Annotated in this window: 15 protein-coding genes; 1 reads left to right on the top strand and 14 read right to left on the bottom strand. The window is 25.9% G+C overall.

The genetic code is table 11. The annotated features are described in order from the left end of the window. Positions 1-2: 2 nt before the first annotated feature. The 13 genes from wecB to RDY08_RS10140 form a co-directional block, all read right to left on the bottom strand. On the bottom strand, positions 3-1,124 hold the full coding sequence (gene wecB, locus RDY08_RS10080) for a non-hydrolyzing UDP-N-acetylglucosamine 2-epimerase (RefSeq protein WP_307904306.1): 1,122 nt from the start codon (positions 1,122-1,124) through the stop codon (positions 3-5). Positions 1,125-1,129: 5 nt separating this feature from the next. Beyond that, positions 1,130-2,254, bottom strand: a complete 1,125-nt coding sequence (locus tag RDY08_RS10085; protein ID WP_307904307.1) for a glycosyltransferase family protein — start codon at positions 2,252-2,254, stop codon at positions 1,130-1,132. A gap of 5 nt (positions 2,255-2,259) precedes the next feature. Next, positions 2,260-3,126, bottom strand: a complete 867-nt coding sequence (locus tag RDY08_RS10090) for a hypothetical protein (protein ID WP_307904308.1) — start codon at positions 3,124-3,126, stop codon at positions 2,260-2,262. Beyond that, complete coding sequence (locus tag RDY08_RS10095; protein ID WP_307904309.1) at positions 3,123-4,013, bottom strand: alpha-1,2-fucosyltransferase; 891 nt, start codon at positions 4,011-4,013, stop codon at positions 3,123-3,125. Before RDY08_RS10095 ends, RDY08_RS10090 begins: the two co-directional genes overlap by 4 nt. Positions 4,014-4,297: 284 nt before the next feature. Then, positions 4,298-5,677 carry an O-unit flippase-like protein gene (gene wzx, locus RDY08_RS10100; protein ID WP_307904310.1) on the bottom strand — a complete coding sequence of 460 codons (1,380 nt, stop codon included), beginning with the start codon at positions 5,675-5,677 and terminating at the stop codon, positions 4,298-4,300. A gap of 52 nt (positions 5,678-5,729) precedes the next feature. Next, the gene (locus RDY08_RS10105; RefSeq protein WP_307904311.1) at positions 5,730-6,461 is read right to left on the bottom strand and encodes a hypothetical protein; all 732 of its coding nucleotides are present in this window, start codon (positions 6,459-6,461) and stop codon (positions 5,730-5,732) included. A gap of 26 nt (positions 6,462-6,487) precedes the next feature. Then, on the bottom strand, positions 6,488-7,414 hold the full coding sequence (fcl, locus tag RDY08_RS10110) for a GDP-L-fucose synthase (RefSeq protein WP_307904312.1): 927 nt from the start codon (positions 7,412-7,414) through the stop codon (positions 6,488-6,490). A 231-nt stretch (positions 7,415-7,645) separates the two neighbouring features. Next, positions 7,646-8,989 (bottom strand): IS3 family transposase, encoded by a 1,344-nt coding sequence (locus RDY08_RS10115; protein WP_307903683.1) that lies wholly within the window; start codon positions 8,987-8,989, stop codon positions 7,646-7,648. 201 nt (positions 8,990-9,190) lie between these two features. Then, positions 9,191-9,505, bottom strand: coding sequence for a GxxExxY protein (locus tag RDY08_RS10120; RefSeq protein ID WP_307904313.1), 315 nt, complete (start codon positions 9,503-9,505; stop codon positions 9,191-9,193). 92 nt (positions 9,506-9,597) lie between these two features. Next, on the bottom strand, positions 9,598-10,680 hold the full coding sequence (gene gmd, locus RDY08_RS10125; RefSeq protein WP_307904314.1) for a GDP-mannose 4,6-dehydratase: 1,083 nt from the start codon (positions 10,678-10,680) through the stop codon (positions 9,598-9,600). A 396-nt stretch (positions 10,681-11,076) separates the two neighbouring features. Further along, entirely contained in the window at positions 11,077-11,577 is a 501-nt protein-coding gene (locus RDY08_RS10130) for a winged helix-turn-helix transcriptional regulator (protein WP_307904315.1), read from the bottom strand. A gap of 244 nt (positions 11,578-11,821) precedes the next feature. After that, positions 11,822-12,967, bottom strand: coding sequence for an MFS transporter (locus RDY08_RS10135; protein WP_307904316.1), 1,146 nt, complete (start codon positions 12,965-12,967; stop codon positions 11,822-11,824). A 601-nt stretch (positions 12,968-13,568) separates the two neighbouring features. After that, a complete protein-coding gene (locus RDY08_RS10140; protein WP_307904317.1) occupies positions 13,569-16,250 on the bottom strand; it encodes an alpha-amylase family glycosyl hydrolase in 2,682 nt (893 codons plus the stop codon). 823 nt (positions 16,251-17,073) lie between these two features. On the opposite strand from RDY08_RS10140, the gene RDY08_RS10145 reads away from it, so the two are divergent. Further along, positions 17,074-18,501, top strand: coding sequence for a fibronectin type III domain-containing protein (locus RDY08_RS10145; protein WP_307904318.1), 1,428 nt, complete (start codon positions 17,074-17,076; stop codon positions 18,499-18,501). Between the two features lie 212 nt (positions 18,502-18,713). Here RDY08_RS10145 and RDY08_RS10150 read toward each other — a convergent pair whose 3' ends face one another. Beyond that, positions 18,714-19,106, bottom strand: coding sequence for a DUF2721 domain-containing protein (locus RDY08_RS10150; protein ID WP_307904319.1), 393 nt, complete (start codon positions 19,104-19,106; stop codon positions 18,714-18,716). Positions 19,107-19,162: the final 56 nt, after the last annotated feature.

A 19,162-nucleotide genomic window follows, 5' to 3' on the forward strand; every position in this document is an offset into this window, starting at 1 on the left:
TTTTATATAAATTCAATTATTCTCTTACACGCATTTCCATCTCCATATGGATTATGTGCTTTTGACATTTTATCATATTCTTCTTTATTAGTTAATAATTCTTCTACTTCTTCTATAATTTTATTAAAATTTGTTCCTACTAATTTTACTGTTCCTACTTCTATAGCCTCTGGTCTTTCAGTTGTATTTCTCATTACAAGTACTGGCTTTCCAAGACTTGGAGCTTCTTCTTGTATTCCACCACTATCAGTTAAAATTAAATATGATTTATTCATTAAATAAATAAATGACTCATATTCTAATGGTTCTATTAAGTAAACATTATCTATTTCTTTTAAAATTTCATTTACAGGTTTTCTAACATTTGGATTTAAATGCACCGGATAAACGATGTCAATATCTTTATTTTTATCTGCTATTTCTTTTAACGCTTTACAAATATTTAAAAATCCCTCTCCAAAATTTTCTCTTCTATGTCCTGTTACTAATATCATTTTTCTATTTGATATTATATAACCACTATTTTTTATAATGTTATTTAATTTTTCTTTTAACTCTCTATTTTTTTCAATTTTATCTAATACTAAATATAAAGCATCAATTACTGTATTTCCTGTAACAAATATACTTTTTTCATTAATTCCTTCTTTTTTTAAATTATTTGCACTAGTTTCTGTTGGTGAAAAATGATATTCTGCAATACTTCCTATAAGTTTTCTATTCATTTCTTCAGGAAAAGGAGAGTAAATATTTCCTGTTCTAAGCCCAGCTTCTACATGTCCGACTGGTATTTGCTTATAATATGCTGCTAAAGCACTTGCAAAACCTGTTGTAGTATCACCATGTACTAAAACTAAATCTGGTTTAAATTCATCTAATACAGGCTTTATCTCTAACAAAACTCTTGATGTAATATCATATAAATCTTGTCCTTGTTTCATAATATCTAAATCATAATCTGGCTTTATATCAAATATATTCAATACTTGATCTAACATTTCTCTATGTTGAGCTGTTACACATACTTTCATATCAAATTTATCTTTATTTTTTTGAAATCCTTTGACTAATGGAGCCATTTTTATCGCTTCTGGTCTAGTCCCAAATATAATTAAAACTTTCAATTTTTTTACCTCCCTAATTTCAATTCATTAAATAACTTCTCTCTTTGTTTCAATGGAGTATAAGTATACGAAATTTTTTTAGCTTTTTCAGTATACTTTTGGATTAGAGCCTTATCATCAAATAATTTAGTAACTATTCGAATTAAATCTTCAAAATTTTCATATACTAAAGCTATTTTTTCTATTTCCTTCATAACTTTAATCTCTTTAGGCAATATTACAGGTAATGAATATCTTATAGCTGCAAATGAAACTCCTGTTTCTTTAGTTATACCATATTCCTCTAAAACTCCATCCATTTCTATTTGTTTTATAATAGGGGCTAATAAAATATCAGCTTTTCTCATATATTCATCAAAAACTTCTTCAGAAACATATTCTTCAAACAAAATAACTTCTTTAAACTTCTTAAATTTTTCTAATAATATTTCTTCCTCAAAATCTTTTTTTACTCTTCCTAATAAAATTAATTCAAATTTAAAATTTTTGATATTTTTTAACAAATTATAAATGTCATAATAATTTCTTCTTTTCAAATCAAAAGTTCCTGGAATAATAATCTTAATTTTGTTATTCATATCATTCAAACATTTAATATTTTCATATATCGAAAATGGAATTCCTGTAATAGGTTTATTAATATTTTTTTTCATCAAATATTTTTCTAAATATATTTTTAAATTTTCACCATATACATTATATGAGTTAGCTCTATAAAATGCTATTCTCCTTATAATTGTTCTTAACAATCTCTTAATTTTTAATTTTCTACTGCATTTTATAAAAATATTAATATTATGAAGTGTTAAATTTATTTTTATATTTTTATTAACAGTAATAAAAAAATAAAAATTTAGTAACCAATTTTCTTGAAGAGTATTAAAAAAAACATAATCATATTTCTTATTATTTAAAGTTTTTATTACTTTTTTATAGTATTTATATTTATTATCAAAATCATTTAATACTATCCAATTAAAATTACTATTATTTAATACTCCTTCTTTTTCCATACTTTTTTTTAAAAATTTACTTACATAAAAATCAACTCTATCATTTTCAAAAATTTTACATTGCGAATATAAATATGTATAGTGATAATTACTTATATCAAAAATTGCTATTTTCATTCTATTCACCTAACCAATCCTTTATATAATTTTAAAAAATACATAATCTCTTTAATTTTGTATTTTAAATAACTTCTAATAGGAAGCTCTTTTTTATTTAAATAAATAGCCTCTTTATATTTTTCACTAAAACAATTAACTCTAAATTTTCTTCCGTTTTCTAAAATGTATAATTTTTCATATTCAATTTTTTTCATTCTATTCGCTGAATATCCACTTGGATATTTCCCAAATTGACTTGGATCTTTAAATGATTTTAAATTATTTTTTTTATATAATAAACTAAAAATAGATTGATCATGTCTATGTTCAATAAAGTCTTCTCTTTGTTCAATCCTTTTATCAAATTTATCAGTCAAATTTATTTCATTACAACTATATTCTAAAAATTTCTCAAAGAACTTTACACTAAAATCTGTTTTTTTTATTAACATAAAAGAAGCTAAAATTTGGTTACTATTATAATATTTATCATTATCACAATCCATATTTATAAACAATTCTTTTTTTGTCCATTGGGATTCTATTAAAGGTAATTCAAACCCCATAATATCTTGATTTGAATTTTTAAGTTCTTCAATTAAAATATCAACCTTTTTTAAAAAAAATGCTCCCGCATCAGAATAAAATAAATAATCTCCATTATTTATTTTATTTAATGTTTTTAATATAAAATATGGCTTCCAAAGCCAATATCCACCACCTCTTTTTTGAGATAAAATATTTTTATTTTTATTGTAAAATTCATAATCTATATCATTTGGGGTATAACCCATTATTTTATCAAAATTACCATTCATTTTTGCCATTATTAGTGCAAATTTTTTTTGTTTTAAAAATTTTTCATCTCCATAGGTTGTAAAAAATTTCATAACTTTACCCACCCTTCAGAAACAATATCTATTTTTTTATAATCATTAAACCATTTATTAGGAGCTATAACTATTTTGTCTGGATTTTTATTTAGCCATGCTACCCACCAACTAAATGTACTATTAGCAATAATGTTGTTTTTACATTGACTCATTAAATACATATCTTTATAACTTTCAAAACCTTTATTCCATTCAATAAAATAAATCTCTTTATTATTAAAATTTATATTCTCTTTTACCCAATTTATTTCATCAGAAAAAATAAAAAAAATGGGGTTTTCTATTTTTTTTGATATTATTTTAATTGCATTTTCATAATAATTTTTATCACAAATATTCCCAAGAATTCTTTTATATTTTGGATTACTATAATAATCTCCTCTTCTAATATGAATACTCACAGAATTAGAATTTTTTATTTTTATTAATACTTCATTATTTTTTATATCTCTACCATCTATTTTAGGAAATTCAAATTTGTTTCTAACAATATCCTCAATCCCCTCAAAATACTTTGAACTTTGCCATAATCCACTATAAAATAAAATTTCTTCTTTTTTCTCAGCTCTATATACATTTTCTTTATATAAAAAATCTTCTCCTTCATTAATATAACTTTTTTTCACTCCAAAAATTTTTCTTCTTATTTTTGAAAATATATTTTGTTCTCTGTCAATATATTTTTTTACTTTTTCATTAGAAATCATAGATTCTTTTATTTTAAAGATTCTTTCTAATTCATATCCGTTATTATCTTTAACTTCTTTAAATCTGTCAAGATATAAAGCTACATTTTCACTTCCATATTTTTCTCTTAATGATAAATAAAAAGCATATTGAAACATTTGATTTCCTAGTCCACCTATTATTTCTACTACTTTCATGTATTTTTCCCACTCCTTATTTTTCTAATTTTAGTCAGTTATAAAATTCTGCAAACCTTAATTTTATTATCTTCAAACTTTATAAATAATTCTATTATCCCTACATCCCTTCAATGTGGCGGGAGTGTGTATTTTTTGACATTGCCATAAAACATACTTAACACTCCTCTTTTTGTTTGGTTTTTCAAGGGTATTTTGCAACTATCTATTTCTAATTTAAACCAATGTATAAAATAAATTGTATCTCATATATTATAATTTAATAACTTTTTTTAATTATTCTTTTATTTTTTTAAAGCTAATTTTATAAAATTAAAAAAAGTAATCCTAAAATCTAAAAAAAACATAAAAGGCCACTTCCAATTATTGTAAACTAATTGTCCTATAAACTGACTTAATATTAACCCTAATATTCCAATTGAAAAATATTTTAAAAATATAAAACTTAAAAAAATAATAAATATCCCTGTTAAAATACTTGATTTTACAATTGGAACTGTATTATTTGTCATAATTAAACCTGCAAAAATAGAATGTTGTACTTCTAAAAAATACATTATAAAAATAATAATTAAATAACTTTCTTTTAATAATTCTTTATTTGAAATAAACATTATAATTTTGTTTCCAAATAAAATTATAAAAATCCCTTCAATACTATATAAAACCATAGAAATTATAAATAATTTTGAAGATATTATTAAAAAATTTTGCATTGTTTTTTTTAACCTTAAATTATTTAATTTAGGAACATATACATTAAATAAAGTCATTGCTGTTGTCACTGCAATATTAAAAATTTGCATTGTTAGTGCAAACTCTCCAAACTCTTTTAATGATAAATACTTAGCTCCTATTAAATAATTAGCTTTTAAAGTCAAAAAAGCACCTAAAGAGGCTAATCCCATTTTTTTAGAATTATAAAATATAATAAGAAATAAATCTATTAATTCTTTTTTACTTATAAATTTATTTTTTCTTAGCTTTATTTTAGTTTCATTATCAAAAAAGTATTTATTAGATAGAATCCTATTAAATAATGCTCCTATTAAATTAGATATTGCTATTCCAAATAAACCATATCCTAAATTTAATAATAAAAATGAAAAAAATATATAAATTAATTTTGAATAAACTAAAGACTTATTTGATTCTTTTATTAATCCTCGCCCTAATAAAAGTGGAGTATAATAATAATAATAAAAGTTAATAGTAGCAGAAAATATATAAATATTCCAAACATAAATATAATAATTCGCCTTATCCAATCCTTTTACTATAGAATAAATATATACATTCCCTAAAGTTATGAGTAAAAAAAATGCTATTATAGAAATAAAGAAATAAATTTTTTTTGACACAAAAATTAATTTCTTTAATAAATAATAATCAATTTCTTCAGAAAACAAAATATTTATTCCGTTTTTTTTCAATTCCTTTGCTCCACTATATACGTAAGAAACATTTCTTAAAATGCTAGTTTGAAATCCAAAATCTAATAAATTTACCAATGCTGTTACTGTTAAAAATATATACCAAATTCCTATTTCCTCATTAGTTAATTTTTTTAAAATTACTGGCAATAAAAATAATCCCGTTCCAATTTGTGTTATTCTCGCTAAATATCCCCAAATTATATCTTTTTTAGAGATTTTTATATCCATAATTAATTTCTCCTTTTTATACACAACTCATATCAATAATTTCTATATTAAGTTATTTAACCTTTAATAATCCTAACTTATTATAAATCTTTAGCAAAAATACTTTAAAATCTTTTCTATATATTTCTCCTGTACTTCCCGATTCTCCTTTAAATATTGGATATTGCTTAAAATAAGTTGTTTTTTTATTTTTTAATTGTGCATAAAAACAATGTTCTAAAAAATAAAAAGTTCTGTCATCTACATTTTCATATATATCAATTAATTCTGCTTTATAAAATTTTATAGATACTTTAAAAAAACGTGTATCTACACTTTTAGTCCTTGGATATTGTTTAAAAAAAGTATTTTTAGATTTTACTTTTAATAAAAAATTTAAATTTTCTATATATAATCTTCCCGTTAATTTAAAAAAACTATCATCTTCTTCATTCTCAATTTTTTTTAATATTTCGCTATTTAATATAGCATATTTTAAAATTTCACCTTCCCCATACCCCTTTCCTTTTTTTATAATCATATCTTCATTTCCTAAAAATGAAATTAATTCTATAAGTTTATTATTCTCTTTAGCTATCAGACGCAATCTTTTAAAACCTTCATCTAATTCAAAATTATAATTTGTATTTTCACAAAAAATAATATTTTTTACTTCTTTTAACTTTAATATTTTCTCTAAATTTTCAATATATTGTTTTCGTCTTTTATCAGAATCAACCAAATTTAAATAAGGAGTATTTAAATTTGGTCTAATAGTTCCTGTTAATAATAAAGTAGCTAACATTTTTCTCTCCTAAACAATTTTATATTTTAATCTCTCTCCAAATACCACTCATAAACTTTTCTTATTCCATCCTCCAATTTCACTTTATGTTTCCACCCTGTTTTATGCAATCTATCAACATTTAATAACTTTCTTGGTGTCCCATCAGGTTTACTTATATCATTTACTATTTTCCCTTTGTATCCAACTACTTTTTTGATAATTTCAGCTAATTCTCTTATTTCTATATCTTCTCCAGTTCCCATATTTACATGTATTTCATCACTATAATTATTCATAAGATGTATTAATGCATCTGCCAAATCATCTACATACATAAATTCTCTTCTTGGTTTACCTGTCCCCCACATAACAACTTCTTTATCTCCATTTACTTTTGCATCATGAAATTTTCTAATAAGTGCGGGCATTACATGGCTTGTTTCAAGGTCAAAATTATCATTTATACCATATAAATTTGTAGGCATAGCTGATATAAAATCTACTCCATATTGTCGCCTATAAAATTTACATAATTCTATACCACTTATCTTAGCTATTGCATATGCTTCATTTGTAGGTTCTAAATATCCACTTAATAACTCTTCCTCTACCATTGGTTGTTTCGCAAATTTTGGATATATACAAGAACTACCTAAAAATAGTAATTTTTTTACACCATATGTATAAGCACTATGAATTATATTTGTTTCTATCATTAAATTATCATATATAAATTCTGCTGGATATGTATTATTAGCATGTATTCCTCCAACTTTTGCTGCTGCTAAAAATACATAATCTGGTTTTTCCTCTCCAAAAAACTTTTCTACGTCTAATTGTCTTCTTAGATCAAGCTCTTTTGAAGTCCTATGTATTATATTGCTATAACCTAATTCATTAAGTCTCCTAATAATAGCAGAACCAACCATACCTCTATGTCCTGCTATATATATTTTAGCATTTTTATCCATTTTATCCCTCCTAAAAAGAAACCACGAATATTCTCGAATGAAAACGAATATTCTTGTTATAAATATTTATAATATATAAATTTTATTTAAACACTATTCTTTGATATTCTAATCTTTCATTTTTAAAGTTTATAATCATACCTAATTTTTTATTAGTTGCTTTCAAATAATAAAAAAATAATCTACACTTTAATCTGTACCCTTTGTCAAGTACATTTTAAAAAAAAGTAGTTAAGCTGATTTATTTTCTAAAAGATGATTTCTATATTTTATAGGAGTCATCTTTTTTAATCCCCACTGACATCTATAATTATTATAATAATCCATATAATCATCAATCTCATTAATTAATTCTTCAAATGTATTACATTCTTTAATATTTGCTTCATCTTTAAAGTGGCCAAAAAATGATTCTTGAGGAGCATTGTCCCAGCAATTACCTCTTCTTGACATTGACTGATCTAAGCCACTATTTTTAACTAATTTTTGAAATGTTGGGCTTGTATAATGGACTCCTTGATCAGAATGTATTAATGCATCCTTATGAATTTTAAAGCTTTTGTTTTCCATAAGAGTTCTTATTGTTTCTGTTGCAATTTCTAACTTAATATTTTTAGATAATACATATGCAGGTATTTCTCCTGTTGAACTATCCTTAATAGTTGATAAATACGCACGTTGACCATTACCATATGATAGGTATGTTATATCTGTTAATAATATTTTCCCTGGTATTTCTTGTTTAAATTCCCTATTCAATTTATTTGGAATAGTTGTATGCTCTTTTGTAGCCTTTGCTATTCTCTTATAAGGATTTGCCTTTCTAATCGTACATACAATACTATATTTTTTCATAATTCTTCTGATTTTTTTCAGATTAAAAATTGTAGCAAATTCATTTTCTAAAGTCATTTTTATCTGTCTAGCTCCCTTTTGCCTACCTTTGAATTCATATGCTTTTATGATTAAATCTCTTGCTTTTTCATCTTCTAATTCTTGATTGCTTTTATTTGTTTTGGAAGTTTCAGACAAATAGTTATAATAACTTGTTCTAGAAATTTCTGCAACTTCACATAAATATTTTATAATATTTTTTACACCACTTGTTTCTATTACATCTTTGATTATAACAAACTTTTCTGATGGCGATAATTCAATTAATTTACCGTTCACCTCTCTTTCTCGCACGTCTAGCTTTTTTAGCAAATCAATCTCCGCTTGAAGATAATCATTTTTTACTTGAAGCCTTTCATATTTCTCTTCTAAAGATAGCTCTCTTTCTAAAGGTCGTCCAGAGTTCTCTTTTCTTCTATCATCTAACCCTAATACTCCTTGCTCTTTATAGGCACGTCTCCATCTTGCTGCTGCTGATCGAATCCTTTTCATCCCTAATACTTGTACGTCAAATCCATATTTTTCAAATATTGCTCTAGGTAAAATTTTATCTTGACTTTCTGCAATAAAAATTCTTCTGAATTCTGATGTATATGTGATTGCCTTAGAACTTATAGTTTTGACATATTTATTTTTTGATAAAATTTCAATCTCTTTTTTTGTGAATATTTTGTTGCTCATGAAATCCTCCAATCTATTAAATTAACATTATAGATATTATATAAAAATACCATATCTGATGCAACTTTTTTTTAAATGTCCATCTTATAGGGTACAGTATACTTCATCTGGTAAGATATAAATGTTTTTCTAAATTTTTGGCTTCTGAAAAATTTTGTTTTGAAAAATCGCATATTTCAAAAAAACGGCGTAGCTTATTTTCTAAACAAATTTATACTTTCCTAACAAATTAAAAAGTTGTGCTCTATGTATATCTTTAATTTTTTCAACTGTTTTTAATTCTAAAATTATTTTATTACCAACTAGAATATCTGCTATATAACTTCCTATCTCTTTTCCGTGAAAAATTACTTTTATATTCTTTTGTTGTTCTGCATATATCCTTTTTTCATGAAAAAGAACCATCATTGCATTTTCATATACTTTTTCTAAAAAACCGTTCCCAAGCTCATTATGAACTTCCATTGCTATTCCTATTATTTTATAAGATGAATCTTTATATACAATCCCCTCCACATCTAATCCCCTTTTATAACCCTATCATTCATTACTAATTCCCATAAATATATTTATTCGTTACCATTCGTTTTATTCGTGGTTAATATTTTTTAATCAAAAGATTTTCTAATTCGTTCCTCTTTCGCTACCATTTTCATATCTGATTTAACCATTATCTTAACTAATTCTTTAAATGAAGTATTTGTTGGATTCCATCCTAATTTTTCTTTTGCCTTAGTTGGGTCTCCTAATAATTGTTCAACTTCTGTAGGTCTAAAGTATTTTGGATCTACTTCCACTAATACTTTTCCTGTAGATTTATCTACTCCTTTTTCATCTATTCCTGTTCCTTGCCATTCAAGTTCTATTCCTGCTTCTTTAAATGCTAAAGTTGTAAATTCTCTTACTGTGTGCATTTCTCCTGTAGCTATTACAAAATCTTCTGGTTTATCATATTGCAATATAAGCCACATACACTCTACATAATCTTTTGCATATCCCCAATCTCTTTTTGCATCCATATTTCCTAAATATAATTTTTTTTGTTTCCCTGATTTTATTCTTGCTACTGCAAGAGTTATTTTTCTTGTTACAAATGTTTCTCCTCTTCGTTCTGACTCATGATTAAACAGTATTCCATTTACAGCAAACATATCATATGCTTCTCTATAATTTTTAGTTATCCAAAATCCATACATTTTTGCTACTGCATAAGGACTTCTTGGATAAAATGGTGTCGTTTCGCTTTGTGGTACTTCTTGCACTTTTCCATATAATTCAGAAGTTGAAGCTTGATATATTTTTGTTTTTTTCTCAAATCCTAAAAATCTAACCGCTTCTAATAATCTTAAAGTTCCTATCCCATCAGTATCTGCTGTGTACTCTGGCACTTCAAAAGATACCTGTACATGTGATTGAGCAGCTAAATTATAAATTTCAGTTGGCTCTATTTCTCTTATTAATCTAATTAAATTTGTAGAATCTGTCATATCTCCATAATGCAATTTAACTTTTCTTTCTTTGTGCATATCTTGTATTAATTCATCTATATATAAATGTTCTATTCTTCCTGTATTAAAACTAGAACTTCTTCTTATAATTCCATGTACTTCATACCCTTTTTCTAATAATAATTCAGCAAGATAAGACCCATCTTGTCCTGTTATTCCTGTTATTAATGCTACTTTTGACATTATATTGCCCCTCTCTATATTTATTTTTCAATCTCAAATTAACTCAAATAATTAAATTAGCTCCAATTATTTATAAGTTAAATCTTTATATAATTTTTCTTCCGTAATTCCCTTTTCAAATCTATACCTTCTTTTTATCCTTCATCCGCTTTTATCCCGTGCATATCTCGTGGTTTCAAATTTTATTTTTTTTATCTTTTTTATTCATAATTTCATAATTCTACATATAAAATTAATTGTTTTTTATTTGAACAACACTATAATACCATTTCAGCTTACTTTTGTCAATAAGCAATCCACTTATTTTTAGACCAAATTTTACATTCCAATTACCTTTTGATTTTTTTTAAATATGCTTCAAATATTAATATCCTTCGTGGTATTTTTAATCTTTTATTATTTAGATATCAAATTAACAAATTCATTTTCTAATTCATTTTCCAATTCGATATCCCAAAGCAATACCAGTACATCTCCTTTTTTGATATCCTCTTTATTCAAAATATGCTCGTAAACCACTTTTTTGGAATCCAATGTCATCTTTGCTATTTCAAATATTTCATCCTTTTCACCTAATAAATATATATTTTTATCTAATGAGTTCTCTATAATTATATTAATTTTATTTGATAGCTTTATTATTTCATTATATGATTTTTTTATATATCTTAATGTCTTTTTTGTTTTTTCCTTTATCCCTTGTGGTGTCAAAATATATTTCATAGTTTTAGGAGTCATCTGTTCTGTTTTTAATAACCCTGTTTTGACACATTTTTTTATTAATGAATTTACCATTCCTAATGAAAATGATGTCCTCTTTGCTATTTCTCTTTGAGTCATTGTAGGATTATCTTCCAATACTTCCAAAATCTCTATTTCTTTTGTTATTTTTCTCACCGCCTTGTTTTTTTATTGAACAATATTATTGTATCATTATATCCCTATTGTGTCAATTGACTTTTTTTATCATTTATAAAATAATTGTAAAATTTTAGCCACATATAACCGAATATAATTATTAATCAGTATTTATCTAAATTTACCTTATATCTTCAATTTTTTCTTCGTGTACCTTTGCGATCTTCGCATCTTTGCGCTGAAATTATTCTCTCTACAAAAACTCTCCCACTCCTCATACCCATCATCCCGCTACTCTTTTTTTCTCAACAAAATGCATATATATCAATATAAAAATCCCTATTAAAACAGATATACCCATTAATAAATAACTTTTTCCTATTCCATATTTTTCATAAATAAACCCTGCTATAAATTGAAAAAACATCGCACTAAATCCACCTGTAGAAACTGAATATAATGCTAAAGCCATTGTCCTTCTTTCTTTAGCTGTATTTTCTTTTATATAATTAATTGCAACCACTATATAAAGCCCTATTGAAAGACCTTGTAAAAAAAATGTAGCAATTATAATAATAGGAGATGGCATCAAACTATAAACGATCCACCTTATAAAAAATGATGATGCAGCCAAAACTAAAGCTCCTTCACTCCCAATTCTTTTAATAATTTCATTACTCTTACTCATAAATGGAACTTCACTTAATGCAAATAATAAAAAAGCAAATCCAGTTCCAGCCACTTCTCCTCCAATTTTTTCATAAAATATTGAAAAATAAGTATTATTCGCATACATTGTCCCCATTATAAAAAAACTGCTTAATAAAAACAGTATATATTTTTTATTTTTCAATAACAATAATATATCATGATAATCTATGTTATCTTGAGGCTTTGCTCCTTTTACATCTATTTTTCTCAAAATATAAAATGAAATAACATAAAACATCGGAAAAACAACAAATATAGCATAAATATTAGTTAAATCTATCATAATTCCTGTAAAAAAAACACCTACTGCAAATCCAACTGAACCCCATAATCTCATTTTTCCATAATCATATTTTGCTGTTGATAATACAGTATCAAAAATCGGTCCCATTCCACAATTAAACAAATAAAAAATAAAAAACATTAACATAGCCATTTTAAAATCTTTAAATACCGATAATGATATTTCTAAAAATGACAACATAACAATTAAAAACATAAGTATTTTTTTATATTCTCCAGTTTTATCAGACATATAGCCCCAGATAGGCTGTACAAATATAGATATCAAAGCTCCAAGAGATATAATAATCCCTATTTCTGTACCTGTAAAATGTATACTATCTAAATATTTCCCTACATATGCAAAAAACGCTCCTCCACCAAAAAAAATTGAAAAATTAAGGATTCTATAATTCAAGTATTCTTTTTTGTCCATTTGTACTCTCCTAAAATTTTGTCTATGAATGACTTAAAAATCACTTATTCATTTGGCAATAAAAAAATTGTTTTTTAAATATTCCATTGTGTCCTATTATAGTTTTTATAACGTTTTTTGTCAATAGTATTTAAATCGAAAAGATTACATATTATTGCAGTTCAGATGTATATAAAAATTGAAATAATTAACCGTAGAGACGTAGCATGCTACGTCTCTACAACCACAAAAATAATATGTAGAAACACGATTTATCGTGTTTTTTTAATAAGATAATTTACCCACAAAAATGTATTTTTTAATTTTTTCAAAAATCAGCCTAATAGAAACAATGGTTTAAGCAATAGTAATTTTAGGAAATTCATCATAAACATAGTTTTTGTGGTTGAACCATAAAATAAATTAAAAGATGATAAATAAAGACGTGCAAACATAGATATGAAAACAGGAGGCACGATAAATCGTGCCTCTACAATGGATGAAAAATTACAACATGGAAAATATATATTGAAAAAAGAATATATTCCAATGTTATCAAATTTTTTTCTTCGTGTAACTTTGCGTTCTTCGCGTATTTGTGCTGAATTTATTTCATCTTATATCATTTTATCTCTAACACAGGTATATCATCCATTATTTTCGGCGAATTTTCATCTCCGCCACCAAATATATAAGCTTTCCCCTCTGGTGTTATCCCTCTATAACTATTTTCCAATCCATCATAATCCCAAGTTGCAATATATACTTTTATCCCTTTTAATGTTTTTGGATTCCCTATTGAAGATCCTGAAATTGTAAAATTCATCTCCTTCTTTTCTGGAATAACATTTATTACAGGCGACGGACTCACTGGACTTCCCCAGCTTTTAGCCGAAGCATTTCTGCTTGAATATATAAAGTTTGTCCAGCCGCCTTCTAGTGTCATATAATTCCATTTTAATCCATTTGGCATCTTAGCATTTTGGAATGGCAAATCTTCTATCCCTTCTTGTCCTGGCACTGATATAAATATATTTATTGATACATGGTCAAATTTATATTTAGGATTCCACATTGTTGATATATCTCCCGCCATTTCTAATGAAACTTTCAAATTTTTTCCTGCTGTATAAATTGTTGCTTTTTTTATATCCATTTGATTTGTAAATGTTTCTGCAGTTGGATATTTGTAATTTCCAGTAGGTCCATGGTCATCTCCAACTTTATCATTATATTCTGCTGCTTTTACAAATGGAATATCTACTATAAATTTATATGTTTCAGATAATATATATTTTTTTCTATCTGCTGTTTTAGCATATGCCACTACTGTATGTTTTCCATTTGACATACTCTCCACAGGCATCTCTCCTGTATAACTTCCATCTTCATTGGCTGTTATTTTCACTCCATTTTTTACAGCTCCATCAAATACAAGCAACAATTTTTTTGCTCCATTTACTTTTCCTGATATTGCATAGTTATTACTTAATTTCATTCCATTTTTTACTCCAATTAAACTTACGCTTTCACTATTATCCCCTATTTCCACTTTTTCATCTGTAGCCATATATAATAATCCAGCTCTTGGTGCTAATATTTTTGAGATTTTACCATCTTTCCCAACTACAATATCTTTATCCGCTCTTGATAATCCCTTTAATAATTTTAATTTTGTTCCTTCTGCTAATCCTGTTTTTAGATTATCCAATAACATTGGGTTTTCAGAGGTATTAAATATTACCAAACCTGTTTTTCCTTTATATTCCATTTTATAAGAAAAAATTCCTGCTCCTGTATTTGTATCTTTTATTACTGATAATTTTCCTCTTCTAAACACAGCATTTTCTTTTCTTATTTTTATAATGCTTTGTAAAAATTTATAAGCATCATTATTTTCATCAAAATGGTCTTTTCCTCCTGAACCAAATCCTTCTGCAAACATTGAACCTCTTGTTTCTGTAAATTGTTGTTCAGTTCCATAATATACAACAGGAATTCCTGGAGTTGTCATTATAAACATTAGACTTTGTTTTACCGCAATATAAGGAGCTGATGTTAATAATCTATTCATATCATGATTATCTATAAAATTTAATAATCTATATGGCCTTTTATAATATTTATCTGAATTCCCTAATCTATAAGTTAATGTATCAGTTGCTTTCCCTTCACCAAAAACTTTTTGCAAAGTAATATGTAATGGAAAATCTAATACTGAACTAATTTCTGGTTTTTTATCTGTCCCTTGATAACTTGAAGCCGCTTCATCTCCAGAAGGGCTATAAGGATCTACATTTACCCAAGTTTCTCCAAATGTAAAAAAATCATCTTTTTTAAATTTCTTAGCAAATTCTTGAACTCCTAAATGTTCAGGTGATTTAGAATGTATAAAATCATTCCAAAAATCATGTTCCACATAAACAACTGTATCTATTCTAAATGCATCTACTCCTACATTTTCTATCCAATAATTATACGAATCTTTTAGCGCATCTCTAACTACAGGATTTTCAGTGTTCAAATCATCTAATCCACTCATTTGATAACTTTTTATCTGTTTTTGATCCTTAAAATTTGTTATATCTGGCGTAAAATGATATATTCCAGCTTTTCTATCTTCCTCTTTTCTTGGGTCATTTAAATTAAATGGAAATTGTGTCGGCTTTACTGTTGGCTTTGACTCTAAATTTGCTTCGTAATTTTCACTTAGATCATTTGGATTATATTTTCCTTTATATCTAAAGAAATTCCCAGTATGATTAGGCACAATATCTTGTATTAGATACATTCCATTTTTATGTAATGTAGCTGACAACTCTTTATAGTCATCTAATGTTCCCAAATGTTTATCTACTTCTTTAAAATTTTCTCCCCAATATCCATGATATCCAGAATAATTTACCCACGGATCCCACCATTGATTTGCTACTGGTGGTGTTATCCATACAGCAGTAACTCCCAAATCTTTAATATAATCTAATTTATCCGTTACTCCTTTTATATCTCCACCGCTATAATGAGAATTTTTAGTTGGATCATATTCTCCAGCTCCTTGATCATTATTAGTTGGATCTCCATCATTAAATCTATCAGTCATAACAAAATAAATTATCTGATCTTTCCAACTAGGTGATGAAACTTGCAAATATTTTGAAACCTCATCTTTTTTAACTGTTTTGATTGCTTTTTTTGTTGAACTTTTTTTTGCAGTAGCTGTTTTTGTTACAACTACTTTATCTTTCTTTTCGCAACCATAAATTGCCAATACTAATACTACTAACGCTAACAATACTCTCTTCATTTAGATACCTCCAAAATTTAATTTTTTAATGTATGGGCGAACCTGTGTGTTCGCCCTTTGTTATATATTCAAATATTTAGGCAGACACATAGGTCTGCCCCTACACTGTTATATATTCTAAAATACCTTTTTATAGTCGAATTATTTTATGATTAACCTACCAAAAGATGGTTTCCTAAAATCATATCCCTAGTGCAATGCAAATCCTTTTAGAATCTACATTGCAACAAGAATATTTCTTTAGTCCTCTTGGAAAATACTGTTTTAGGTACATTAAAAAAATAGCTTAAACAATACGGACTTAAAATAATTAGCAAATTCATTTCAGTTATTTTGTTATTTTATCCCTATCTTTTCACTTTTTTTATACAGCATATGTGTAATTTATTTCTCTAGTGTATGTATTTTTATACACTCTTTTTGAATTAACCTTATACTTGTCTATCTATATCAAAAATTGAAATATAGTTCCACCTATACTTTACCTTATAAATTTATATTTTTCAATTTTTTTAATATATTTATAAAAAAAACTACCTTTAAGTCAAAACAGTTTCTATTCAGGCTATATTTATGCTATTTCAAGACATATTTCTCTCATTTCAGGACAAAAACCCTACTTGACATTTACATCTTTATATTATAAAATGTCTCAAATGTTTTAAAAACAGTTTTTTTGTGTTTATATAGAATGCTTCAAATTTTATATTCTACAAAAGATAATACACTTTTTATTATCATTAATAGACATTAATATTCATTCAGATTTCAAAAGTTGAATGAATTTGAATGAATAAAAAATATAAAATAGGGAGGAAGTTTAATGAAAAAGGTAAGTTTGTTAGTAGTTATGATGTTTTTAGTGTTGTTTACAGGGTGTTCTCTTACTCCACCTAAAACTCCACAAAATTTAGTTGCAAAGCCTATTGAAAAAGGTATCGAGCTTTATTGGGACGGAGTTAATGGCGCAAAGGAATATAAAGTATATTCTTCCAAATCAGAATCTGGAGAATACACAGAAATTGGGAATACAAATTCAAACAATTATAAAATCACTGATTTAGATGCAGAAACAATTTATTTTTTTAAAGTTAATGCAAAAAACAATTTAGGAAGTAGTGATGATAGTGAAGTAGTTAGTGCATCTCCGAAGTTAGAAAAACCTAAAAATTTAAAATATGAATTCAAAGGATATTCTTTAAAACTAACATGGGATTCTGTAGAAAATGTCACTACATATCAAATTTTAAAATCTGAAGGAGATAATAAAAATTATTCTCTATTAAACACTACCGAAAAAAATTATTTTACCATCACAAATATTGTCAATGGAAAAAATTATTCTTTTGTTGTAAAATCTAAAAATACTCTAGGGGTAAGCGACGCATCTAATAAAATTTTCATCACAGTAAAATTGCCTCCTACACCACCACAAAATTTTACTGTATCTAGCGGAAATTCAACAGCTCTTTTAACTTGGGATAATGTAGAAAAAGCTGATTTTTATAACATCTATCAAAAAGACGCTGAAGGAGCCGAAACCTTAGTTGCTGGTAATATCGAAAAAAATGAATATACTGTAGAAGGTTTACAAAATAAAACAAAATATTATTTTGCTGTAAGCTCCTCAAATAGCAATGGCGAAGGAGATAAAACAGAATATAAATTAATAACACCTTATAACCCAGATGAAAAACCAGATGCCACAACAATATCAGTTTCCAAATCTAATGATAGCATAAAAATATCATGGAATAAAGTAATTGGAGCTACAAGCTATAAAATTTATTACAGCACAACACAAGGTGGAACATACCACAAATTAAAAGAAACAACAAATCTTTATTACTACGACTCATACTTCGATTATGACACAACATATTATTATGTAGTTAAAAGTATAAATAAAGCAGGTGAAAGTGAATATTCCAATGAAGATTACATCACTATTCATAAATTACAGCCACCTCTTGTCCCTACTAATTTTACGGCATATATTGACCACCCCTCAGGAGATGTAATTTTAACTTGGGATGCTTCATATACTGCAAAATATTATAAATTATATAAAATAAAATATTACGATACCCCTTATCAAGAAATTACAGTAGTTAACTCATCAATATATACAACCTCATATAATTTAGGGTATTTAGATTCTGGAGAATATATATATGCATTATCGGCTGTTAACGATGCTGGTACAAGTGAACAGTACAGTATTTATGGATTTACAGTTACTAGAAGATAAAATCTTTTTTTAATAATTTAGGAACGGCTTAAAAATAAACTTATAATTTCGTTTTAAAATCGCATATTTTAAAAAATAGCGTAGCTTATTTTCTGAACAAATTTATACTTTCCTAACAAATAAAATATGAAAAACTTATTTTTTTAACGTTCCTTAGGAGAAAACTATATTACAAATATTAGTTTTCTCCTAAATTTATATCTTTCAATTTTTTATCTATTCCCAATCTCGCAATCACTCATCTCTAAAGTCAAAGCATCCACAGATATTCCAATCTCTTTAACTGAAAGAGCTAAAGAACCAAGCATTAATAATAAGCTTATTCCAAATATTACATCTCCTAAAAACTCTTGTGATATAAATAAAAATGTCATACTTAAAACACAAAAAAATAGACTTAATACCCCTAAAAACTGCATATCTCTTATTAACCTTATTCTTATTCTTAAATTCTCTATCTGTTTTACAATAATCCTATTTACACACGACTCTGGATGATCATGCAACCCCCTAACAAGTTGTGCTAATGTTAAAAATCTATTTGTATATCCCAATAATAAAAGGGATAATGCTGGAAATAGTAAAGCTGGTGTTGTTAATGTCATAATTTTCTCCTCCTATTTTATTCCTAAAATTAATCTAATAACAAATTATACCATTC

The organism is Haliovirga abyssi, assembly GCF_030295325.1.
Taxonomy (GTDB): Bacteria; Fusobacteriota; Fusobacteriia; order Fusobacteriales; family Haliovirgaceae; genus Haliovirga; species Haliovirga abyssi.